The following is a 22,403-nucleotide window of genomic DNA, read 5'->3' on the forward strand; positions in this document are numbered from 1 at the left end:
CACGGCGGGCCCGGCGTCGGCAGCCCCATGGGCCCCGGCGGTCCGGGCGGCCCCGGAGGACCCGGTGGTCCCGGCCGTCCGGGCGGTGGCGGAGGGCGCGGCCCCGGCGGCCCGGGCGGACCCGGTGGGCCTGGAGGCCCCGGGGGGCCGGGCGGCCCCGGCGGTCCCGGTGGTCCGGGTGACGACTTCTGGGGTGGTGCGGAAGAGCGCGAGGGCCGCCGCGGACGCCGTGGCGGAGGCGACGGCGGCAAGGGCAAGCCGAAGAAGACCGGCTGGCGCCGCTACGTCCCGTCCTGGAAGATCGTCGCCGCCGCGACGGCGCTGTGCGTGCTGGCCTTCTCCACGCTGATCGTCGTGGGGTACATGCTCACCGGCGTCCCCAAGGACGCGCAGGACGGCGTGAACGACCAGGGCACGTCGATCCTCTACGCCGACGGCAGCACGCCGATCGCGCGGATCGGCACCCGCCGGCAGAGCGTCTCGATCAAGCAGGTGCCGCCGGTCGTCCAGAAGGCGGTGCTCGCCGCCGAGGACCGCAACTTCTACGGGGAGACCTGGGGCGTCTCGCCCAAGGGCCTCGGCCGCGCCGTCTACAAGACCGCGACCGGGGGCGACGTCCAGGGTGGTTCGACCATCACCCAGCAGCTCGCCCGGAACTACTACCAGGGCCTCAGCCGGGACAAGACGATGAGCCGGAAGGTGAAGGAGATCTTCATCTCCATCAAGCTCCGGCGCAAGGTCGACCCGAACAAGATCCTGGAGATGTACCTGAACACCGTCCCGTTCGGGCGCAACGCCTACGGGATCCAGGCCGCCTCGCAGGCGTACTTCCGGACCGACGTCAAGAACCTGAAGTACGAGCAGGCGGCGATGCTCGCCGCGATGATCCAGCGGCCCAGCTTCTTCGCCACCCAGGGCAACTCGGTGAACCACCGCCTGCTGGTCGAGCGCTGGCAGTACGTCCTGGGCGGCATGGTCAAGATGGGCGTGATCAGCGAGCAGCAGAAGCAGAGCGCCAAGTTCCCGAAGACCGCCAAGGCGTGGAGCGACGTCAAGGGCAACTCCCAGGGCGTCTACATCCAGCAGCGCGTCGAGTCCGAGCTGAACGGGCTCAAGCTGGACGACAACTGGCGCAAGGACGGCGCGCGGATCACCACGACGCTCGAACCCAAGTGGATGAAGTACGCCCAGGACGCGGTGAACGAGGCCGGCGTCAAGAGGTGGCCCAAGAACATCTCCAGCGGCCTGATCGCGGTCGACTCCAGCAACGGTGAGATCAAGGCGTTCTACGGCGGCGACAAGCGGCACAACGGCGACTACGACACCGTCTTCAACCCGAGCGCCCAGGCCGGTTCGTCCTTCAAGCCGTACGTGCTGGCGGCCGCCCTCAAGCAGGGCTACAGCATCAAGTCCACGATCGACGGGCGTTCGCCGCAGTGCTTCGACTCCCAGGGCGAGGACCTGAACGCCGGCGTCTCCCCGGCCTCGTGCGCCGCGAAGGGCGGCTACCGGGTCCAGAACGACGCGGGTGACGGGCCGATGGGCGTCATCGACCTGGTCAAGGCGACCGAGAAGTCGGTCAACACCGCCTACGTCAAGCTCGGCCTCAAGCTGGGGACGAACGAGGTCGCCAAGACCGCCATGCAGTTCGGCGTGCCGCAGAAGTCCATCGACGGCATCAAGCAGGCGAGCGGCGGCATCCCCGGCGGTATCTCGCTGGGTATCGCCGACGTCCCCGCCGTCAACCAGGCGGCCGGTTACGCGGCCTTCGCCAACGGCGGCCTGAAGGTCACCCCGCACCTGATCAAGAAGGTCGAGCGGTTCAACCCGCTCACCAAGAAGTGGACGGCGATCCCGCTCCCCTGGGACAAGGACAAGCCCCAGCGGATCCTGGACGAGGACCTGGCCGCGCAGGCCGACACCGCGATGAAGGCGGTGGTGCGCAGCGGTACCGCCACGCGGGCCAAGCTCAACGACGGACGCGACGTGGCCGGCAAGACCGGTACCACCGAGAAGAACGTCGCCGCCTGGTTCGTCGGCTACATCCCGCAGCTGTCCACGGCCGTGACGATGTTCAACAAGAACCACAAGACGATCGAGAACATCCCCGGCTTCCAGGGCAACAGCATCTACGGTGGCACGGTCCCGGCCGCGATCTGGAAGTCCTTCATGGAGAAGGTCATCCACGGCGAGAACCTGCCGGCGAAGAACTTCCCGGAACCGAACTACTCGGGCACCCAGCCCAAGCAGTGGGACACCCCGACCTCGACGGCCGAGCCGACCAAGGAGCCGACGGAGACCCCGAGCTGCCCGCCCGGCGAGACCCCGGGCCCGGGCAAGGGCCGCAAGGCGTGCAAGCCGACCACACCGACCAGCCCCACGGTGCCGACCCGGCCGACCACGCCGCCGCCGTCGAACCCCAACCTCCCGCCCTGCTTGGACAAGAACGGTGGCAAGCCGTTCTGCGACCCGGACAAGCCGCCGCCCGGGCCGCCGAAGTGGTGGTGCGACACGCACCCGAACAACGATGCCTGCCCCGCCGATCCGCCCGGTCCCGGCGGTCCGAACGGGGTCCAGCCGCAGGCGCTTCCCCAGTACTCGGGCCCGCCGCCGCGCGAGCTCTGGTGACCGGAACGCCGGGTTGACAGGCCGACGCGGGGCCGCCGTCCAGAAATGGGCGGCGGCCCCGCGCCGTTTTGCGTCGAGGTCATGAGAACGGTGAAGCGCGCCCTCCCGTGTGGGAGCGGCGCGCTTTTTCGTGCTGCTTTCCGTGCCGGCGGCCCGCCGGGCGTACTCCCGGCCTACCGAACGTGCCGGCCGGTTACTGGAAGATCGTTCGCCACGGGGTGCAGCGGCTGTACGAGATCTGCGGATAGTTGCCATTCATGACGATGTTGCTCGCCAGGCAGGTGCGGACGCGGAACATCCCGGTGCACTGGGAGCCGAAACTCGACGTGTGGGTCTCGCCGGGCTTGGCGTACTCGACGCCGTAGTCGCACATGGGGCCGCCGTCGGAGTGTTGGTGCTCGAAGACGGCCCATCCCTTGGACGCGGTCATGCGCAGCGTGAGCGTGCCGACGAACCGACCACCCCTGGTGTCCCAGTTGCCGGCCGCGCTGATGCCGGGCGCGGCGGACGGCGCCGTCCAGCCACCGGTGGTCTTCGGAGGCTTCTTGGCGGGCGGCGAGGCGGACTTGCTGGGGGACTTGCTCGGTGACTTGCTGGGCTTGCCGCTCTTCTCGGCCGTCGTCGCGGAGGACGGCTTGGCAGACGCGGACGGCGATCCCGAAGGCGCCACGGACGGTGTGGACGGCGTGGGCGTGCCGACGACGGCGACGGGGGCGGAGGGCTTGCCGTCCGGCCAGAGCGCGTAGGCGGCCGTTCCGGCGACGAGCAGGCCCGCCGCCACCCCGGCCGCGACACCGACCACCGGGCCGACGCGCCGCTTGGGCGCGGGCGGTCCCGGGACAGTCGGCGGGGACGAGGGCGGTCCGGCCCAGCCCATGCCGTGAGCCGCTGCCGGGGATGAGGGCGACGCGTCCGGCTGCCCGGCGCGCGGGTGGGTCGAGCCGGAGGCATCGCCAGGACCCCCGCTGCCGGACGGCGCGCTGGCGAAGCCTTGCGCGCTCGAGGGCGTCCCGGGGGAGCCGGGGGTGTTCGAGTGGGCTCCTGAGCTGGGCGTACTCGCGTCCGAGCCCGGCCCGGACGGATGAGAGCCGGAGGCCGGGCCAGGACCGTCCGCGTCCGCCGCAGGCACCCCGGGAAACCCGGGAGAGTCGGCGGCCGGAACCCCGGGGAAGCCTGAGGATCCGAGGGATCCGCCGGATTCGCCGCTGGGGACGCCCGTGAAGCCGGGACCACCGGCGGAATCGGCGCTCGGCACGCCGGGGAAGCCGGGAGCACCGGCGGAGTCAGCGAACGGGACACCCGGAAAACCGGACGAGCCGGACGAGCCGCTCGGTACGCCGGGGAAGCCCGGCGTGTCCTGCGGGACGCCGGGGAAGGCCGGGAGCGGCGGCACGCCCGGGACGCCCGGCGCGTCCGCCGGAACGCCCGGGAAGCCCTGCGCGCCCGCCGAGGAACGCCGGGCCGGGTCTGCGGAGCTCTGGTCCCCGGACTGGAGGGGGCTGGAGGCGAGGTCGGCGCCCATCCCGAGCATCTGCGACGCGGTGGGCCGCGCCGGAACGGTCCCGGACGCGCGCCCGGTGAGCAGCCGCAGCAGCAACTGCTCGGCGGTCGGACGGCGCGACGGGTCCTTGTCCAGGCAGTCGCCCACCAGGGGCAGCAGCCGCTCGGGGACGCCGGTCAGCGCGGGCTGCTCGTGCAGGATGCGGTGCGTCGTCATGGCGTCCGCGCCGAACGGGGGCCGGCCGGTGGCGACGAAGACGAGCGTGGCGGCCCAGGCGAACACGTCCACGGCACTGCTCGGCGACGTGCTGCTCAGCTGCTCGGGCGCCATGTAGGCGGGCGTGCCGACGACGGCGGTGGTCGCGGCGACCTCGGGCCCGGACGCGCGGGCGATGCCGAAGTCGATCACGCGCGGGCCGTCCGGACCCATGATCACGTTCGCCGGCTTGAAGTCCCGGTGCACGATCCCCGCCTGGTGGATCGCGACGAGCGCGGTCGCGGTGGCGACGGCGATCCGGTCCAGGTCCGAGCCGGTGCGCGGGCCGCGCTCGGTGACCAGCGCCTGCAGCGACAGGCCGGGCACGTACTCGCTCACCAGGAAGGGGCGTCCCTGGTCGGTGCCGACCGCCAGGACGCGGGCGGTGCAGAACTGCGCGACCGCCATCGCCGCGTCCGCCTCGCGGGCGAACCGGCGGGCCACGTCCTCGGACACCGCGCCCGGCGCGTCGCCGAGCAACTTGATAGCGACCGGCCCGTGCTCGGCCGAGTCGGCCAGGTAGACGACTCCTTGCCCGCCCCGGCCCAGCCTGCGGCGGATATCGTACGAGCCCAGCGTTCTGGGATCCCACGGCCCCAGCGGTTCGCCGATCGCGCCCGGATCCATGTGCCAGGGCCCCCTTTGGTTTCGCCAACTATGGAGTGAGACGAACGAGTATGTCGACCGAACACCCGAAGATCAGGATTTGATGGCACCGTGAGGCTACCTATCGGCCGGCTCCGGCCGGGTGACCGCCGTGCGCTCGCCCTGTGGCTCGGGTCCTGGGTCGGCGTGATGTTCTTCGTCGCCGTCGTCCCCCGGGTGCTGCCGTCGGTCTTCGACGGCAAGCCGTACCTGGATCGCTGGGCCCAGTGGGACGCGGTGCGCTTCCTCAACATCGCGACCTACGGGTACGGGGGAGTGCCCGGCGAGAAGTTCGATCCCGGTTGGCCCGCATTCTTCCCTGGGTATCCGCTCGCGCTCAAGCTCGTCGGGATTTTCACGGGCGGTGACTACAAGGTCGCGGGACTGCTCATCTCGTTCGTCGCGGGCGGCGTCGCGGCCGTCGCGCTCGGCAGGCTCGCCGAGGACGAGCTGACGACCCGTCCGCGGCGCGGCGGCGCGATCCGGAGGCGGCTGTCCGGGCCGGCGTCCCGGTCCGGCTCGTCCGCCGGGGAGGACGGGCACGGCGAGGCGCCCGACCACGAGGGACGTGGTGGCACGATCCAACGCGGAGTCCACGCGGCCGATGTGGCCGTGCCCTCCCGGACGACGCTCCGCCGCCCCGAAGGGAACGGCCACGCGGCGGCCGGCGGACGCGCGACCGGTGAGACCGACGCCTTCGACGACCTCGACGCCGTCGACGACCCCGACGCGCCCGGCGGACGGCGCGAGGCCTCCAACGGGCGACGGGACGCGTCCGAGGGGCCGCGCGACGCGTCCGTCGGGTCGCGTGATGGTGCCCGCTCCGCCGAAGCGGCGCATGACGGCGACGGGACGACCATGGACCGGCACGGGACGGTCGGCGCCGGCGCGGTCACGGCGATGCTGGCGGGCCCCGCGGCGGTGTTCCTGTTCGCGGGCTACTCCGAGTCGCTGTTCCTGGCGTTCGCGCTGCCCGCGTGGCTGATGGCGCGGCGCGGCCGGTGGGCCTGGGCGGCGCTGCTCGCCACGCCCGCCTCGGCCGTCCGGATCACCGGGCTGTTCCTGGTCCTCGCGATGATCGTGGAGTACGTGGTCGGACGGCACGGACGGCGCGAGCACGGCCGGCGCCCGATCGCCTGGCTGGCCCTCCCGTTCACCCCGCTGCTCGCCTACACCGTCTACCAGTGGAACCGGACCGGCGACTGGATGGCCTGGCAGCACGCGCAGGAGGCGGGCTGGCACCGGCAGTTCACTATGCCCTGGGACGCGTTCGACCTCACCTGGCGCTCGGCCTTCGAGACCGACTACGAGTTCACGCTCGCGTTCCGCATCGAGATCTTCGCGGCGCTCGTCGGCGTGCTGCTCTCCCTCTACCTGCTCTACCGGCGGCGCTGGCCGGAGCTGGCCTACGTCGGGCTGCAGCTCGGCGCCCTGCTGACCTCGTCCTACTACCTGTCGGTCGGGCGGGCGACGCTGCTGTGGTGGCCGCTGTGGATCTGGTTCGGGATGCTCGCGCTGCGGCACCGGTGGCTGTTCGGCGCGGCCGTCGCGGCGGCGGTGCCGTTCGCCGTCCTCCAGTTGCTCACCTTCACCTCCGGCGGCTGGGCGGGGTAAGCGCGGCCTGCACCTCACGCAGGGGTTTCTTCACCTCGGGACGCTTGTACGCCCTCCGGAACAGCGGAAAGGTTGCGGAGCGTCAGAACCCGACCGAGGAGGAAGCATGCGGCGTACCGCACTGGCTCTCGGCACGATGACACACGGCACGATGAAACTCGGCGCGACGGCTCTCGGCACGATGGGGCTCGTCGGCGCCCTGACCGCGGGGACCGCCCTGGCGGCCCCGTCCGGCGCGGAGACGGCGAAGGCGCACCGCTGGAGCCTGTCCGTGCAGGGCGGCAGGGCCGACGGGGCGTACACGATCTCCGGCAGAGGCTTCACGTCGACTCTGAACCTGTACAAGACCGCCCGGAACGGCAAGTACCTGGTCTTCTGGCACCGGCAGGCGAGCAGGAGCGGCGTGTGGGGCCGTCCGGGCGTCAACTACACGAAGTCCAACAGTCCGTACCGGGCGACGTTCAGCGCCCCGGAGACCGGTCGCCTCCAGGCCCGGCTGTGCTGGGCCGACCGGGTCATCGTCCACCCGAACAACACCGTGACCTTCAGGAACCTGAAGTGCGGCGAGCTCCACACCTGGCGGCTCGTCCGCTGACACGACGATCACCCTAGGCCGCGGACCACACGCGACGATCGCCCTAGGCCGCGGACCACACGCGACGATCGCCCTAGGCCGCGGACCACGCGCGACGATCGCCCAAGGCCGCGGACCACGCGTGAGGACGGCGGGACGCGCCCCGAGCCCGGGGTGGCGCGTCCCGCCGTTTCCGTCTTCATTTCGCAGGTCAGCGCGTCGGACGGGAGGGGCGGTCCGCGCCGTATGCGACGATCACCGGTGAGTAGAGGTGGTGCGCGGATGACGGTCGGCCGAAGGCTGCGACGGATGCTGGCGGCCCTGGTGCTGGTGCCGCTGCTGGCGCTGACCGGGCTGACGGCGTGCGGCGATGTGGCGCCCGGCGACGCCAACGCGTCCGGGACGACGTCCGGACGTCCCGGCGGCGTCCGGCAGGGCGGCGGAGCGCCCAAGCCGGGACGGACGGCCGACACGATCCGCACCGTCCCCGCGTCGAGCCTGCCCCCCGAGGCGCGCCGCACCCTGAAGCTGATCGACGCGGGCGGCCCGTTCCCGTACCGGAAGGACGGCTCCGTCTTCGCCAACCGCGAGCACCGGCTGCCGTCCGAGCCGAACGGGTACTACCGGGAGTACACCGTCCCGACGCCGGGCGCGGGCGACCGCGGCGCACGCCGCATCATCGGCGGCCGGAGCGGCGAGCGCTACTACACCCAGGACCACTACCGCAGTTTCGCCCGGGTCACCGGCGGATGATCGTCCAGCGCGTCCACGGGCGCCGTCCGCCGGTCGGGATCCGCCGTTCGCCGGCCGGGGTCCGCCGCGCACGGACGCCCGCGGCGCGTGGGCGGGCCGCGAGCGCGCACGGGTGGGGCGCGCGGTCGTCCGGGGTACGAACGGAAACGGAGTTCGGGGAGGTGACGTGGACGCGAACCAAGCACTCGACGAGCTGCTGACCGGACGGCTCAAGCCGGGCGTCTACCAGTGGCGGGCGACTCCGGGACACGGCGCGGCCCGTGACCTGGGGTGGATGCGGCGCGCCGCCGAGCAGGGATGGCGTCCGTTCCATCTCGAAGGCCGCCGCGCCCACGACAAGGACGGCTTCCTGCGGGTGTGCGCCGAGGCGTTCGACCTGCCGGACTGGTTCGGGCAGAACTGGGACGCCCTGGAGGACTGCCTCACCGATCTCTCCTGGGCCCCCGCCGACAAGGGCTACGTGGTGCTCTACGAGTCCTGGGCCGAACTCGCCGACGCCGACCAGGCGTCCTTCCGCACCGCCCTGGACGTCTTCGCCGAGGCCGTCGCGTCCTGGCGGGACACCGCGACCCCGATGACCGTCATGCTGTCCAGCGTCGGCGTCGAGGTGGCGGGCGTCCCCCGCCTCACCTGACGCGTCCGCCCGCCTGAGCGACGCGTCGTCCTCCGGGCGACCTCTCGACCGGGGGACCGGCCCACCTGACGGGCCGGGCGTTCAACCCCGTCCGGCCCGCGCCCGCGCCGCGAGCCCGTCCAGCGAGCCCGCGCGCGGCCGAACGTCCGCGTACCGGTGAGCCGCAGTGCCCCGGCGGCACGACCGGGCGGACGCCGCCGCGCGTCAGTACGTGGTCGAGGACGATCCGGCCATGGCCGCGAAGAGGCCGATGTAGAAGAGCCAGAAGACCAGCCAGCCGGCGGTGACGATGTAGCCGAGGACCAGGCCGGCCGTCGCCATGCCGGCCCCGCCCTCGCCGGTCCGCTTGATCTGGCTCTGCGCGATGTGCCCGAAGATGATGGCGAGCACCGAGGTGAAGCCGCAGAAGACGATCCCGATCAGGCCGAGGACCATCGACGCGGTCGCCATGCCGTTGGTCGGCGGGGCCGTCGGCCCGCCGTAGTAGTTGTGCTGGATGGGCGCGGGCACCGGCGCGGGCTGGGCGTACTGCGGGGGCTGCTGGGCGGCGTAGGGGTCCTGCCCGTAGCCGCCGTACGGGTCATAGGGGGGCTGTGCCATGGACTTCCCGATCGGGTCGCGCGCCCGCCGTCGAAGCAACTCCGCGTGCGCTGGTGGTAGGGGATCCGGATTATGCCAGTGTGTCGTGACATCGGGTCTGCGCGATATTAGATGGTGCGCCCCCGCGCGGGGTTCCCCCGGAACTCCCCGAGTTCCTGCGGCGTCCGGCCGACACTGGCCACCCAGCCCGACGGGACGCTCCTCCACGACGTTCACCGCGGCAAGAACCGCCCGCCGGACGGCCGCGAGGGGCCGCCGACGAACGGCGCGTGAAGCGAAGCGCCTGCCGCGTGTCGCGGGACGGTCAGGAGAGGTTGTCGCGGAGGAAGGCGATGTCGGCGGCCTGGCCGTCCGACGGTGTCTCGACGACGACCGGGGCGCCCGCGCCGCGCACCACGCCGAGGATCAGCTCCGGGTCGATCTTCCCGGCGCCGAGGTTGGCGTGCCGGTCGGCGCCCGAGGCGAACGCGTCCCGACTGTCGTTGCAGTGCACCAGGTCGATCCGCCCGGTGATCGCCTTGATCCGGTCGACCGCGTCGATCAGCTCCTCGCCCGCGGCGTGCGCGTGGCAGGTGTCGAGGCAGAAGCCGATCCGGGACTCCATGCCCCGGACGCCCGCCAGGACCTCCCAGAGCCGGGCGACCCGGTCGAACCGGCGGGCCATGGCGTTGCCGCCGCCCGCGGTGTTCTCGATCAGCACCGGGACCGGGACGTCGTCCATCCGCTCGAAGACCTTGCGCCAGTTCTCGAAGCCGGTCTCCGGGTCGTCGTCCTTCAGCACGTGGCCGCCGTGCACGATCAGGCCCTTGGCGCCGATCGACGCCGCGCCCTCCAGGTGCTGGGCCAGCAGCTTGCGGCTCGGGATCCGGATCCGGTTGTTGGACGTGGCCACGTTGATCACGTACGGCGCGTGGACGTAGACGTCCACGCCGGAGCCCGCAAGGTCGGCCGCGCCCTCGGGGACGACCGGCTTCTTCCAGCCCTGCGGGTCGCCCAGGAAGAACTGGACGACGTCCGCGTTCAGGGCGCGGGCGCTGTCGAGCGGACGGGTCTGGTCGACGTGGGCTCCGATGCGCATGCCATCGAGCCTATCCCCGCCCGTCCGCCCCGCGGCCCCGGACAGGCGGACCGCGCCGGACCCGCCTGGAGCCCGTCACCGCGACCGCCTGCCCGCCGCCTCAGATGGAGAAGCCGCCGTGGCGCAGCGCGAAGCCGAAGCCGACGAACGAGCCGACCAGGCCGATGACGTTCAGCCATCGCTCCCCGGTCGTCTTGGACGTCATCTGGGAGTACAGGGACAGGGGAAAGCCGATCACTCCGGCGAGCGCGCCGAAGAAGTGCGTCGCCGGGATCCAGCCGAGGACCAGCGCGAGCAGGCCCAGCACGACGGCTCCGCCGGCCAGCCCGTTCTGGACCGTGTGCCGCTCGGCCGCGCGGGCGGCGACGGCCGCGCGTTCGCTTCTGCGCCCGGCTACCTCCTGTGGCATCGGGACACCCCCTTGGGATAGGTGCGGTGTGTGTCTGGCTCGGTTGTCGAGCGCGCGGACCGTGCCGGCGGCGCGAACCAGAAGGGACGGCGCGGACCGCAGGGATACGGACCGCGCACCCGCCCGGACCACGCGCCCCGTGCGGACCGCGTGCCCGTGCCGTGCCCGCCGCGCGCCCGGCGGGGCGGGCCGTGCACGTCCCGAAGATTCCCGGACGGGACGCGGGTCAATCCGGAGCGCGTGCGCGGAAATGTCGGCGGCACCCGGTAACGTCGAACAGGAATTCGACCGGACCTGTCCGGCCGGGGAGGGGCTGATCATGAGGGAGAGCGAACTGGCGGTCATCGGCGACGCCGAGCTCGTCGAGGAACTGTCCATGCTGACGACGCAGACCGCCCGCATGCGGGCGCGGATGGTCGACATCATGACCGAGCTCGAACGCCGCCGCTGCGCCCGTCCGGCACAGCACGCGGCGTCCGCCCGCCGCTGAGCCCGTGCCGCCGAGCCCGAACGGCCAGGCCCCGAGCGGCCGGGGCCGAGCGGTCGGGGCGGAGCGGCCGGTAGAGCGGCCGAGCGCGGGTCCGGGCACGGTGGCGGGCGCGGCATCGCGTGCGGCGTCGCCCCCGAGTCCGGGAATGGCTCGCACGCTGCCGAGTCTTGATAGCCTGTATCGGTCTCGCGGCCGGTCCGCCGGTGCGGACGGGCGCCCCGAGGGGCGCGGGCCGCGACGGACGCAAGAAGCCCTCCTGTCACGGAGAGACCGTGACCGCATCAGTCCAGAGGAGGTAGGGACAAGCATGCGTCGCTACGAACTCATGACCATCCTCGACCCCGCGATCGACGAGCGCACCGCGGGTGCCGCTCTCGACCCGTTCCTGAAGGTCGTCAAGGACGACGGCGGGAGCGTCGAGAAGGTCGATGTCTGGGGCCGCCGTCGGCTGTCCTACGACATCCAGAAGAAGTCCGAAGGCATCTACGCGGTGATCGACCTCACGGCCGAGCCCGCGACGGTCAAGGAGCTCGACCGTCAGCTCAACCTGAGCGAGACGATCCTCCGTACCAAGGTCATCCGCCCCGAGGTCCACTGAGCCGGAGCGGTCCAGCCCACCACCAGCCGGAGCGAAGCCCCATGGCAGGCGACACCGTAATCACGATCGTCGGGAACCTCGTCGAGGACCCGAATCTGCGTTTCACCGCGAGCGGCCAGGCGGTCGCGTCCTTCCGCATCGCCTCGACGCCGCGGTTCTTCGACCGCCAGTCGAACGACTGGAAGGACGGCGAGGCGCTGTTCCTCACCTGCAACGTCTGGCGGCAGGCGGCCGAGAACTGCGCCGAGAGCCTGCAGCGCGGCATGCGGGTGATCGTCCAGGGCCGGCTCAAGCAGCGCTCGTACGAGACGCGCGAGGGTGAGAAGCGCACCGTGTTCGAGGTCGAGGTCGACGAGGTCGGCCCGTCCCTGCGCAACGCCACCGCCAAGGTCAACAAGACCCAGCGGCAGGGCGGCGGAGGGAACTTCGGCGGCGGCGGTGGCGGCTTCGGCGGCGGCCAGGGCGGCCAGTCCGGCGGCGGTTTCGGCGGCGGCGGCCAGGGAGGCCCCTCGGGCGCTCCGGCCGACGACCCCTGGGCCACCGGCGGCGGGGGCGGCGGGTTCTCCGACGACCCCCCCTTCTAACCATCCACACCACGTCCATTCCCGCGTGAGCGGGGCTCTCCCCAAAGGAGCACCACGATGGCGAAGCCACCTCCGCGCAAGCCGAAGAAGAAGGTTTGCGTGTTCTGCCAGGAGAAGATCTCCTACGTCGACTACAAGGACACGGTCCTGCTGCGGAAGTTCATCTCCGACCGCGGCAAGATCCGCGCCCGTCGCGTGACCGGCAACTGCACCCAGCACCAGCGGGACGTCGCCACGGCGATCAAGAACGCCCGTGAGATGGCGCTGCTGCCCTACACCAGCACCGCGCGCTGAGTCGGGGGGAAGTGACACCATGAAGCTCATCCTGACCCAGCAGGTCACCGGCCTCGGCGAGCCCGGTGACGTCATCGAGGTCCGCGACGGCTACGGCCGCAACTACCTCGTCCCGCGCGGCTTCGCGATCCAGTGGACCCGCGGCGCCGAGAAGCAGATCGACTCGATCAAGAAGGCGCGTTCGGCCCGCGAGATCGCGACCGTCGAGCACGCCAAGGAGATCGCGGGGCAGCTGAAGGCCCTCAAGGTCAACCTGCGCACCCGCACCGGCAGCAACGGCCGCCTGTTCGGCGCCGTGACCGCCGCCGACATCGCCGCCGCGGTCCAGGCCGCCGACGGCCCCGAGCTGGACAAGCGCCGGATCGAGATCGGCAACCCGATCAAGACCGTCGGCACCCACCGGGTCAGCGTCCGGCTGCACCCGGAGGTCAGCGCCTCGATCGACGTCAACGTCCTCGAGGGCTGAGCCGAACCCCGGTTCAGGACGGCCGGGCCCCCGTATCACGGGGGTCCGGCCGTTTCCGTTGGCGTTTCATGTGAAACGTCAGCGAACCTCCCGGTGCTTGGGAGGGGGCCCGCAGTGCGGCTACTTTCCGTAACCACATCGGTGGTTCGGAAGGGTCGGCATGCAGGGTCTCGCAGCAGAAGAGCCAGAACAGCCGGATCAGGCCGATCCGCGTGATCCGTCGGCTCTGCTCCGGGCGGTGACCCGGCGCGGCCTGCTGGTCGGCGTCCTCGGCGCCTGGACGATGGACGCGCTGTGCGGGCCGCAGAATACGGCCATGGCGAACAATGCTTCGGGGCCCCGTCCCTCCACCGGCCACCACGGCGACGGCGCGCACGGCGGTGCGCGCGGTGTGCATGGCGGAACACGCGGTGGGTCCGGTGGTACGCAGGGTGCGTCCGGCGAGACCCCGAAGAACCTCGGGGGCGCGCGGTCCCACGGGACCGGATCGCCGGCGCCGGTGGTCCACCCACGGCCGGACTGGAAGGCCCGTCCGCCGCGTCGCCCGGCGACCATCCTGAACAAGGCGCCCGACCGGATCGTCGTCCACCACACCTCGACGCCGAACTCGCCCGACACCTCGCTCGAACACGCCTACCGGCTCTCCCGCGACATCCAGCGGTTCCACATGGACGCCCGCGGCTGGGACGACACGGGCCAGCAGCTCACCATCAGCCGCGGCGGGATCGTCATGGAGGGCCGCAACCGCAGCCTCCGCGCCATCCGTTCGGGGAAGCTCGTCCTCGGCGCCCAGGCCCTCAACCACAACTCGCACACGATCGGGATCGAGAACGAGGGCACCTACGGTTCCGAGGACCCGCCGGACGCGCTCTGGTCGGCGCTGGTCGAGGTCTGCGCGTGGCTGTGCGTCCGGTACGACCTGCATCCGGCGGCGGCGATCGTCGGGCACCGCGACCTCACCGACACCGACTGCCCGGGGGACCGCCTCTACGCCCTGCTGCCCGATCTGCGCAGCGACGTCGCCCTCCGCCTGTCGTCGCCGGACGCCCTGGCGGTCGCCGAGGACGAGGGGCCTCCGCCCGGCCTGCTCGGCGACCCGCCGTTCACGGAGCCCGCGTCGAGGTCGTCCCGGCCCGGCACGGCGTCCCGCAGGCCGGACGCCGAGGGCCTGTCCCTACCCCGCAGCCTCAAGGGCTTCCCGCGCACCAAACGCGCTCACTAGCCGGCCCGCCCGACCGCGATCGGGTCGCGGGTGGGCGGGGCTCTTGGTGGTAGGGCCTGGGCGGCGGTCAGAGGGTGCCTTCGGTGGCGAGTCTGGCCAGTGCGCCGGAGGTGTCGGTGAACGTGGCGTCGCCGAGGATGGCGCGCAGCTCGGCGTTGAAGGCGTCGATCGTGGGCTGGGCGGCGCGCAGGGCCGCCTCGCCGGCGGGGGAGAGCCGCAGCACGACGGCCCGGTGCTCGTCCGGATGCGGCTCGCGGACGATGAGCTCCGCCGCGGTCAGCCGACCGACGAGGGAGGTGACGGCGGACTCGCGGAGGCCGAGCGTGTGGGCGAGGTCCCGTTGGGTGCGGCCGGGCCGGTCCTGGATCGCGAAGAGCGCGCCGAGCTGCGCCGTGGTGATCCCGGCGGCGGCGAGGCAGCGCCGGTCGGCCGCGAGCCGGAGCCGGTGCGCCGCGCGTTGCAGCAGGAAGAAGAGGCGCTCCTCGGGTTCGGCCATACGGCGATCTTGACAGACCCGGCCCGCATCTTCCATTCTCACTTCACTAGCGAAGTGAGGATGGCCCATGGAACTCGACCTCGGACTCGCGCAGAAGGTGCTGGCGGCGCAGCCGTTCAGCCGTCTGCTGGACGCGCGCATCACGGCCTTCGGTGACGGCGTGGCCGTCCTGGAGCTCGACATCCGCGACGAGCTGCGGCAGCAGAACGGGTTCGTCCACGGCGGCGTCCTGGCGTACGCGGCCGACAACACGCTCACGTTCGCCGCGGGGACGGTGGCGGGCGCGAACCTCATGACGGCGGGGTTCACGATCGACTACATGAAGCCCGCCGTGGGCGAGGTTCTGCGTGCGCGTGCGGAGGTCGTCCGTGCCGGGCGCACCCGTGTCGTCTGCCGTTGCGACATCTCCACCCTGGACGCCGAAGGCGCCGAGACGCTGTGCGCCGTCGCCCAGGGCGCGATCGCCGTCGGCGTCCGGTAATCGGGGTCTGGGGGCGCCTCAGCTCCTGGGCGCCTGAGATTCGCCTGCCCGCGCCGCCTGGGGCTCGCGGCGTCCAGGGCTCGTCTGCTCGTCTGCTCGCCTGCTCGGCGCTCCCGGCCGCGGTCGTGCGGGCCTGGTGTTGTGCGGCGGGTGACGTCAGTCGGTCGAGCGGGGGCGGTCGTAGAGGGATCGGCGGCGGGCTATCTCGGGGTCGAGGGCCTCGACGATGGACCACAGGCCCGCGATGCGGGCCGCGAGTTCCTCGGGGGTGAGCGCGTCGGCACCGGCGTCCGCGAGATCGTCGATCGCGTCGGCGAGCCGGTCGATTCCCTCGCCCTCGGGTGAACACATGTTCGAATGATAGCGAGTGGGGTCCCTGGGACGGGTGAGCCTGACGCCATGTCCGAGAAGGTCGGACTCGTCACGCCGCGGAGGCGTCCTGTCGCGCACGGCAGCGGACGGCGCCGGTCACCAACCACGCGTCGCCCCTCGCGCGCACGCCCAGGGTGAGCATGCGCGTGAGCATCCACAGGCCGATCGCGCCCCACAGGCCGACCAGGCTCCAGTGCGCCCAGTAGAAGAGCAGCGCGGCGGGGAGGAAGACGACGGTGGCGATGAGCGTCGTCCACGCCAGGTAGGTCCCGTCGCCCGCGCCGATGAGGATGCCGTCCAGGACGAAGACCACGCCCGCGACGGGTTGCAGCACCGCCACGACCAGCAGCGATGCGATGAGCAGCCGCCGGACGTCCGGGTCGGAGGTGAACAGCGAGGGAAGCCACGGCCGGACGGCCATGATCAGCAGGCCGAACACCACGCCGCCGCCCACGCCCCAGACGACCATCCGCCGGGTGGCCGCTCGAACGCGGGGGACGTCGCCCGCTCCCAGGTACCGTCCGGTGATGGCCTGGCCCGCGATGGCGAGGGCGTCCAGCGCGTACGCCAGCAGTGACCAGACCTGGAATCCGACCTGGTAGGCCGCGATCTCGGCGTCCCCCATGCGGGCGGCCACGGACGTCCCGACGACGAGCACGATGCGCAGCGCGGCCGTCCGCACCAGCAGCGACGCTCCGGCGGACGCGGCCGTCCGCAGCCCGGCCATGTCGGGACGCAGGCCCGCCCCGTGGCGCCGGGCGGCGCGCGCGACGACGGCGACGTAGACCGCCGCGCTGCCCGTCTGGGCGATGACCGTTCCCCAGGCCGACCCGGCGATGCCCCAGTGGAAGCCGAGGACGAACGCGGCGTTCAGCGCGAGGTTCAGCGAGAAGCCGCCGACGGAGACGACGAGCGGGATGCGGGTGTCCTGCAGGCCCCGCAGCACGCCCGTCCCGGCGAGCACCACCAGCATGGACGGCACGCCGAACAGGCTGATCGCCATGTAGGTGCGGGCGTACGGGTCCACCGCGTGGGACGCGCCGAACACGTCCACCAGCCACGGGACCAGGGGCAGCCCGACGGCGACGACGCCCACGCCGATGACGAGCGCGAGCCACATGCCGTCCACACCCTGGCGGATGCCGGCGCGCAGGTCGCCCGCGCCCACCTGGCGCGCCACGCCCGCCGTCGTCCCGTAGGCGAGGAAGACCGAGAGGTAGACGAGGGTGTTGAGGAGCTGGCTCGCGACGCCGAGCCCGCCGAGCTGCGCGGTGCCGAGCGTGCCCACGATGGCCGAGTCCGACAGCAGGAACAGGGGTTCGGCGACCAGCGCGCCGAAGGCGGGCACGGCCAGCCGCAGGATCTCGCGGTCCTGCTTGCGGGATGCGCTCATGGTCCTCGTCACGCCGATGGTCGGTAACCGACGTTCATCGTACGCTCCTTACTTCGGGTGACTTGCCCGACTTTCTTTCCCACACACCCGGTGGACAGCGTTCTCGCAGGTCAGTGGCGTGCTGTGGAGAACCGGGCGAAGATTTCCCCAGGGTTGTCCACAGGTCGTGCACAACCTGGACGGCGTGTCTGCACAGGGACTCCACAGGTCCGTCCACAGATCCTTTTGTCGTCGGCCCGGCGGGCCGGGAGAATGTCGGAGCCCTGGGGTAGATGTGGCTGGACGGCGACGAGGCGGACGGGGCCGCCCGGCGCCCGAGGTGAGGGGGTGTGCCCGGGATGAGTGTTTCCGAACTCGAACCCGGCGACCGGGAGTTCGAGCGGACACCGCCGCACGACATCGCGGCCGAGCAGGGGGTGCTCGGCGGCATGTTGCTGTCCCAGGACGCGATCGCCGAGGTGATCGAGGTGCTGCGGACGGCCGACTTCTACCGTCCCGCGCACCAGATCATCTTCGACGCCGTCCTGGAGCTCTACGGCCGCGGCGACCCGGCCGACGCCGTCACCATCGCGGGCGAGCTCACCAAGCGCGGCGAGATCGGCCGCGTCGGCGGCGCCCCCTACCTGCACACCCTCATCTCCTCGGTGCCCACCGCCGCCAACGCCGGGTACTACGCCCGGATCGTCCGCGAGCGCTCGGTGCTGCGCAAGCTGGTCGAGACCGGCACCCGCATCGTCCAGATGGGCTACAACGCCGACGGCGCCGACGCCGACGAGATCCTCGACCGCGCCCAGGCCGAGGTCTTCGCGATCGCCGAGAAGCGCTCCGGCGAGGACTACGTCCCCCTCTCCGAGATCATGCCGGGCGCCCTGGACGAGATCGAGGCGATCGGCAGCCGCGGCGGGCAGATGGTCGGCGTCCCGACCGGCTTCGCCGACCTCGACGCCCTCACCAACGGCCTGCACCCCGGCCAGATGATCGTCGTCGCCGCCCGTCCCGCGATGGGCAAGGCGCTCGCGCTGGCCACGCTCGTCCCCACGCCCTCCGGCTGGACGACCATGGGCGCCCTCCAGGTCGGCGACGAGGTGCTCGACGCGGACGGGCGGCCCACCCGCGTCGTCGCCGCGACCGAGGTCATGCACGGCCGGCCCTGCTACGAGGTCGAGTTCTCCGACGGCGAGGTCGTCGTCGCCGACGCGTTGCACCAGTGGCGCACCGCCGTCGCGGGCGAGACCGCCGTCCGCACCACCGAGCGGATCGCCGCCTCGCTGGACGAGACGCACGTGATCGACGGCCCGGGCGAGCGGGTCACCAAGATCGTCGACGTCCGTCCGGTGCCGAGCGTGCCGGTCCGGTGCGTCCAGGTGGACAACGCCGACCACATGTACCTGGTCGGCCGGTCGCGGGTGCCCACGCACAACTCCACGCTGGCCCTCGACTTCGCCCGCGCGGCGTCCATCAAGCACGGGCTGACCTCGGCCTTCTTCAGCCTGGAGATGGGCCGCAACGAGATCACGATGCGGCTGCTGTCCGCCGAGGCGCGGGTCGCCCTGCACGCCATGCGCTCGGGCACCATGCAGGACGAGGACTGGACCCGCCTAGCCCGCCGGATGAGCGAGGTCGCCGAGGCGCCGCTGTTCATCGACGACTCGCCGAACATGTCGATGATGGAGATCCGCGCCAAGGCCCGGCGGCTGAAGCAGCAGCACGATCTGCGGCTGGTCGTCATCGACTACCTGCAGCTGATGACGTCCGGCAAGCGGGTGGAGAGCCGCCAGGTCGAGGTCTCGGAGTTCTCCCGGTCGCTGAAGCTGCTGGCCAAGGAGCTGCAGGTCCCCGTCATCGCGCTGTCGCAGCTGAACCGTGGTCCCGAGCAGCGCACCGACAAGAAGCCGATGGTCTCCGACCTCCGCGAGTCGGGCTGCGTCACCGCCGCGACCCGGCTGGTCCGCGCCGACACGGGCGCCGAGGTCACGATCGGCGAGCTGGCCGCGAGCGGCGCCCGGGACGTCCCGGTCTGGGCGCTGGACGACCGGCTCAAGTACGTGCCGCGCACGATGACCCACGCGTTCCCGAGCGGACGCAAGGAGGCGTTCCGGGTCACGCTCGCGTCCGGCAGGCGGGTCGAGGCGACCGCCAACCACCCGTTCCTGACCCACGCGGGGTGGACGCCGCTCGGCGAGCTGTCGCCCGGTGACCGGGTGGCCGCCGCGCGGCACGTCCCGCCGCCGCTGGAGATTCGTCCCTGGCCGGAGGAACGGGTCGTCCTGCTGGCGCACCTCCTCGGGGGCGGGTCCTTCGGCCACGGTGAGCCGGTCCGCTATGCCGGCACGGACGAGGCATGTCTCTCCGCGGTGACGGACGCCGCCAGGCACTTCGGTGTCATCGCGGTGCGGGACGAGCACGACGCCTCCCGGGGGACGACCCTTCGGGTGACGCAGGGCAGCGGCGGCCCGATCGCCGAGTGGCTGGACGACCTCGGCCTTCTGGGGCTTCGGGCGCCGGAGAGGTTCGTCCCGGACGAGGTGTTCGGCCTGCCCAAGGAGCAGGTGGCGCTTTTCCTGCGGCATCTGTGGGCCGCCGGCGGGAGCGTGGACTGGGACGCCGAGCGCGGACGTTGCGGCGTCCACTTCTCCTCGGCCGGCCGCCGCCTCGTCGAGGACGCCTCCAGGCTGCTGCTGCGGTTCGGCATCCTGCCGCGCGTCGAGACCGTCCGCGAAGCGGGCGGCACCGTAGGCGGGGCAGGTGACATCCTCCGCGAGACGGGCGGCACCGTCCGCGGGGCAGGCGAGACCGTCCGCGGGGCGGGCGACCGGCCGGTTCACCGGCTCCGCATCGACGGCGCGGAGAACCAGCTCGCGTTCTTCTCCGCCGTCCGAGTCCTCGGCGCGCGCGGAGTCGTCGCCGCCACGGCCGCGAAGGCGCTTCGCGGTGCGCGGTCGAACGCCGGTCTCGACACGATCCCGGCCGACGTCTGGGGTGATGTCCGGCAGGTCCTCCAGAGCCAAGAGGCCAGGGAACTCGTCCCGGCCGGGGGCGGCGCCGGTGAAGGGACGACGGTGAAGGCCGCGCCGGGCGGGCAGCGCCTCGGGCGGGTCGCGGCCGTTCTCGGCGATGCCGAACTGGAGATGCTGGCCGTGAACGACATCGTCTGGGACGAGATCGTCTCGGTCGAGAGCGTGGGGGAGCAGGAGGTCTACGACGCCACCGTCATGGGGCTCCACAACTTCGTCGCGAACGGGATCGCCCTGCACAACTCCATCGAGCAGGACGCCGACATGGTCATCCTGCTGCACCGCGAGGACGCCTACGAGAAGGAGTCACCGCGCGCGGGAGAAGCCGACCTGATCGTGGCCAAGCACCGTAACGGCCCGACCGCCACCGTCACCGTCGCCTTCCAGGGGCACTACAGCAGGTTCGTCGACATGGCCCAGTAGGACGACCAGGGGGACGCTCATGTGGGATGCGATCGCGCTGCTGGAGAGCAGGGGCGCCGGGGTGATCAGGCACCCCGGCGGCACTCTGCTGGCACACCTGCGCCGGGTCCACGCCCGGCTCGACGCATGGGGCGGTCGGAGCGACCTGCTGTCCGCCGGAATGTGCCACGCCTTCTACGGGACGGACGGCTTCGCCGTCTCCCTGGGAGACGTCGAGCGGCGCGACGAGCTCGCCGAGGTCATCGGGGAGAGCGCCGAGCGGCTGGTCTACGTCTACGGCTGCTGTGATCGGGGCAGGTCCTATCCCGGCCTGGCGGAAGGCGGGGAGTTCGTCGATCGGTTCACGGGTGCGCCGATGGCGTTGTCGGAGGGCGAGCGGCGCGATTTCGCCGAGCTCACCGTCGCCAACGAACTGGACGTGGTCGACGCCGGTGCCCTGAACGCCCAGCAGGCGCGCGGCCTCTACGAGCTGTTCGGCCGCTGGCGACCACTGCTGAGCCCGGCTGCGGCCCGCGAGGTGGAACTGCGGCTGACCGCCCCGACGACGGAACCGACGGACGCCTGACACATCTCGCCTGACCCTCTCGCCTGACCCTCTCGCCTGACGCGTCCCGCATGAGTGCGGACTTGGTCGGGCGCGTGGGGGCGGTCAAGGGGTGGGCAAGATCTGTTCAGCCCGTGATTCCGGCCGGACTGGGCGGGAAGGTGAGCCAGCGGGTCCGCGACCGGCCGCCGCCGCGCGGGGCCCTGCTCGTGTCGCGCGATCGGAAGGCCGTCATGTCGATTATGGCTCGTCCGCACCAGATCCCGATGCGGCTCGCTACCGGGGCGTTCATCCTGAACTCCGGCCTGGGGAAGGTCCGCGACACCGAGGCGATGGCGGAGACCATCCACGGCACCGCGTCGACCGCCTACCCGTTCCTGAAGGAGTGGGAGCCGCAGAAGTTCACGCGGATGCTCGGCACCGCCGAGGTCGCGGTCGGTGCGATGCTGCTGACGCCGCTCGTCCCGTCGCTGGTCGCCGGAATGGCGTTGACCGGCTTCTCCGCGGGACTCGTCGGCCTCTACCTGAAGCTTCCGGGGACGCGCCTGGAGGGGAGCCTGCGTCCGAGCCCCGAGGGGCTCCCGCTCGCCAAGGACTCCTGGATGCTCGGCATCGGGGTCAGCCTCGTCCTGGAGGCGCTCACCGGCAGGAAGTGCTACAAGAAGAGCTGACCAGGCGGACCGGACTTCTCGTCCGCCTGCTGTCGTCGTCAAGGCATCCAAGGCCGCCGTACGGACGGTCCGTCAGGTCGCGCCCGCCGCCATCTCGTCTGCCGTTCGTTGGACAGGGGGGCCGCCGTGGGGACGGAGTGAGGTCGGCCGTCGCCCCACCCCGCCTCTGGCGGCTCCCGCACCGGATCACGCGGCGGCGGGGACCTTGTCGAGGAAGCCGTGGACCTTGGCGATCCGGCCGTCCGCGTCGAGGACCGCGACGTCGAAGCCGACGACCGGGGCCTCGGCGCCCTCGGGGCCGAGCTCCCAGGTGAAGCGGACGATGTCGTGGTGCGCGTCCACCGGGCCCGCCAGGCGGAACACCAGGCCGGGGAACTGCTGCTGCGCGCCGGCGATCAGGGCGTCGATCCCGTCCCGGCCCTCGACCGCCGCGAGCGGGTCGGTGTAGGCGGCGCCCTCGGCGAAGACCTCGTCGATCACGGCGCGGCGGGCGGCGGCGTCGGTCTCGTTCCAGGCGGCGATGTAGCGCTCGATCTGCTGCTGCACGGTGTTCATGATTTTCCTTTCCTGCCGGGCCCGTCCCGACGTGATCAACTCTGGCGGAGTCCGCGAGGGAGATCGATTACCTCCGGGGTCATGACGCTCGCGGTTCTTCGTCCCGGAT

Annotated in this window: 23 protein-coding genes; 15 read left to right on the forward strand and 8 right to left on the reverse strand. The window is 72.1% G+C overall.

The window, feature by feature from the left end:
• On the forward strand, nt 1–2,628 hold a 2,628-nt coding region (locus DZF91_RS05485; protein ID WP_235834104.1), incomplete at its 5' end, for a transglycosylase domain-containing protein.
• A 193-nt stretch (nt 2,629–2,821) separates the two neighbouring features.
• Here DZF91_RS05485 and DZF91_RS40950 read toward each other — a convergent pair.
• The gene (locus DZF91_RS40950; protein ID WP_199486428.1) at nt 2,822–5,011 is read right to left on the reverse strand and encodes a serine/threonine-protein kinase; all 2,190 of its coding nucleotides are present in this window, start codon (nt 5,009–5,011) and stop codon (nt 2,822–2,824) included.
• A gap of 90 nt (nt 5,012–5,101) precedes the next feature.
• Between DZF91_RS40950 and DZF91_RS05495 the strand changes: the two genes are divergently transcribed.
• The 4 genes from DZF91_RS05495 to DZF91_RS05510 all read left to right on the forward strand — a co-directional run bounded on the left by DZF91_RS05495 (nt 5,102) and on the right by DZF91_RS05510 (nt 8,604).
• Nucleotides 5,102–6,643, forward strand: coding sequence for a hypothetical protein (locus DZF91_RS05495; protein ID WP_147341006.1), 1,542 nt, complete (start codon nt 5,102–5,104; stop codon nt 6,641–6,643).
• A 106-nt stretch (nt 6,644–6,749) separates the two neighbouring features.
• Complete coding sequence (locus DZF91_RS05500; protein WP_147341007.1) at nt 6,750–7,238, forward strand: hypothetical protein; 489 nt, start codon at nt 6,750–6,752, stop codon at nt 7,236–7,238.
• A gap of 261 nt (nt 7,239–7,499) precedes the next feature.
• Nucleotides 7,500–7,970, forward strand: coding sequence for a ribonuclease domain-containing protein (locus DZF91_RS05505; protein WP_117356407.1), 471 nt, complete (start codon nt 7,500–7,502; stop codon nt 7,968–7,970).
• A gap of 166 nt (nt 7,971–8,136) precedes the next feature.
• Entirely contained in the window at nt 8,137–8,604 is a 468-nt protein-coding gene (locus tag DZF91_RS05510) for a barstar family protein (protein WP_199486429.1), read from the forward strand.
• Nucleotides 8,605–8,808: 204 nt separating this feature from the next.
• Here DZF91_RS05510 and DZF91_RS05515 read toward each other — a convergent pair whose 3' ends face one another.
• The 3 genes from DZF91_RS05515 to DZF91_RS05525 all read right to left on the reverse strand — a co-directional run bounded on the left by DZF91_RS05515 (nt 8,809) and on the right by DZF91_RS05525 (nt 10,691).
• Nucleotides 8,809–9,204 (reverse strand): DUF4190 domain-containing protein, encoded by a 396-nt coding sequence (locus DZF91_RS05515; protein ID WP_117356408.1) that lies wholly within the window; start codon nt 9,202–9,204, stop codon nt 8,809–8,811.
• Between the two features lie 304 nt (nt 9,205–9,508).
• Entirely contained in the window at nt 9,509–10,282 is a 774-nt protein-coding gene (locus DZF91_RS05520) for a deoxyribonuclease IV (protein ID WP_117356409.1), read from the reverse strand.
• A 100-nt stretch (nt 10,283–10,382) separates the two neighbouring features.
• Nucleotides 10,383–10,691: a hypothetical protein gene (locus DZF91_RS05525; protein ID WP_199486430.1), complete on the reverse strand. Its 309-nt coding sequence runs from the start codon at nt 10,689–10,691 to the stop codon at nt 10,383–10,385.
• 319 nt (nt 10,692–11,010) lie between these two features.
• Here DZF91_RS05525 and DZF91_RS40955 point away from each other — a divergent pair, with 319 nt between their 5' ends.
• From DZF91_RS40955 to DZF91_RS05555, 6 genes are all read left to right on the forward strand, one after another.
• The gene (locus DZF91_RS40955; protein ID WP_199486431.1) at nt 11,011–11,181 is read left to right on the forward strand and encodes a hypothetical protein; all 171 of its coding nucleotides are present in this window, start codon (nt 11,011–11,013) and stop codon (nt 11,179–11,181) included.
• Nucleotides 11,182–11,488: 307 nt separating this feature from the next.
• Nucleotides 11,489–11,779, forward strand: a complete 291-nt coding sequence (rpsF, locus tag DZF91_RS05535; RefSeq protein ID WP_117356411.1) for a 30S ribosomal protein S6 — start codon at nt 11,489–11,491, stop codon at nt 11,777–11,779.
• Nucleotides 11,780–11,820: 41 nt separating this feature from the next.
• Entirely contained in the window at nt 11,821–12,363 is a 543-nt protein-coding gene (locus tag DZF91_RS05540; RefSeq protein ID WP_117356412.1) for a single-stranded DNA-binding protein, read from the forward strand.
• 57 nt (nt 12,364–12,420) lie between these two features.
• Nucleotides 12,421–12,657: a 30S ribosomal protein S18 gene (gene rpsR / locus DZF91_RS05545; protein ID WP_026403973.1), complete on the forward strand. Its 237-nt coding sequence runs from the start codon at nt 12,421–12,423 to the stop codon at nt 12,655–12,657.
• 19 nt (nt 12,658–12,676) lie between these two features.
• A complete protein-coding gene (gene rplI / locus DZF91_RS05550) occupies nt 12,677–13,123 on the forward strand; it encodes a 50S ribosomal protein L9 (protein ID WP_117356413.1) in 447 nt (148 codons plus the stop codon).
• Nucleotides 13,124–13,622: 499 nt separating this feature from the next.
• Complete coding sequence (locus tag DZF91_RS05555; RefSeq protein ID WP_407920884.1) at nt 13,623–14,345, forward strand: peptidoglycan recognition protein family protein; 723 nt, start codon at nt 13,623–13,625, stop codon at nt 14,343–14,345.
• Nucleotides 14,346–14,412: 67 nt separating this feature from the next.
• Here DZF91_RS05555 and DZF91_RS05560 read toward each other — a convergent pair whose 3' ends face one another.
• The gene (locus DZF91_RS05560) at nt 14,413–14,841 is read right to left on the reverse strand and encodes a MarR family winged helix-turn-helix transcriptional regulator (protein ID WP_117356414.1); all 429 of its coding nucleotides are present in this window, start codon (nt 14,839–14,841) and stop codon (nt 14,413–14,415) included.
• Nucleotides 14,842–14,908: 67 nt separating this feature from the next.
• On the opposite strand from DZF91_RS05560, the gene DZF91_RS05565 reads away from it, so the two are divergent.
• Nucleotides 14,909–15,322: a PaaI family thioesterase gene (locus DZF91_RS05565; RefSeq protein WP_117356415.1), complete on the forward strand. Its 414-nt coding sequence runs from the start codon at nt 14,909–14,911 to the stop codon at nt 15,320–15,322.
• 156 nt (nt 15,323–15,478) lie between these two features.
• On the opposite strand, the gene DZF91_RS05570 is transcribed toward DZF91_RS05565, so the two are convergent.
• Nucleotides 15,479–15,673, reverse strand: a complete 195-nt coding sequence (locus tag DZF91_RS05570; RefSeq protein WP_117356416.1) for a hypothetical protein — start codon at nt 15,671–15,673, stop codon at nt 15,479–15,481.
• Nucleotides 15,674–15,743: 70 nt separating this feature from the next.
• Complete coding sequence (locus tag DZF91_RS05575; RefSeq protein WP_117356417.1) at nt 15,744–17,087, reverse strand: MATE family efflux transporter; 1,344 nt, start codon at nt 17,085–17,087, stop codon at nt 15,744–15,746.
• Nucleotides 17,088–17,425: 338 nt separating this feature from the next.
• On the opposite strand from DZF91_RS05575, the gene dnaB reads away from it, so the two are divergent.
• The 3 genes from dnaB to DZF91_RS05590 all read left to right on the forward strand — a co-directional run bounded on the left by dnaB (nt 17,426) and on the right by DZF91_RS05590 (nt 21,739).
• A complete protein-coding gene (dnaB, locus tag DZF91_RS05580; RefSeq protein WP_117356418.1) occupies nt 17,426–20,524 on the forward strand; it encodes a replicative DNA helicase in 3,099 nt (1,032 codons plus the stop codon).
• A gap of 19 nt (nt 20,525–20,543) precedes the next feature.
• Nucleotides 20,544–21,089, forward strand: a complete 546-nt coding sequence (locus DZF91_RS05585; RefSeq protein WP_117356419.1) for a DUF6817 domain-containing protein — start codon at nt 20,544–20,546, stop codon at nt 21,087–21,089.
• A gap of 221 nt (nt 21,090–21,310) precedes the next feature.
• On the forward strand, nt 21,311–21,739 hold the full coding sequence (locus DZF91_RS05590; RefSeq protein WP_407920885.1) for a hypothetical protein: 429 nt from the start codon (nt 21,311–21,313) through the stop codon (nt 21,737–21,739).
• 186 nt (nt 21,740–21,925) lie between these two features.
• On the opposite strand, the gene DZF91_RS05595 is transcribed toward DZF91_RS05590, so the two are convergent.
• Nucleotides 21,926–22,294: a nuclear transport factor 2 family protein gene (locus DZF91_RS05595; RefSeq protein WP_117356420.1), complete on the reverse strand. Its 369-nt coding sequence runs from the start codon at nt 22,292–22,294 to the stop codon at nt 21,926–21,928.
• Nucleotides 22,295–22,403: the final 109 nt, after the last annotated feature.

The organism is Actinomadura logoneensis, assembly GCF_003428695.1.
GTDB lineage: Bacteria > Actinomycetota > Actinomycetes > Streptosporangiales > Streptosporangiaceae > Spirillospora > Spirillospora logoneensis.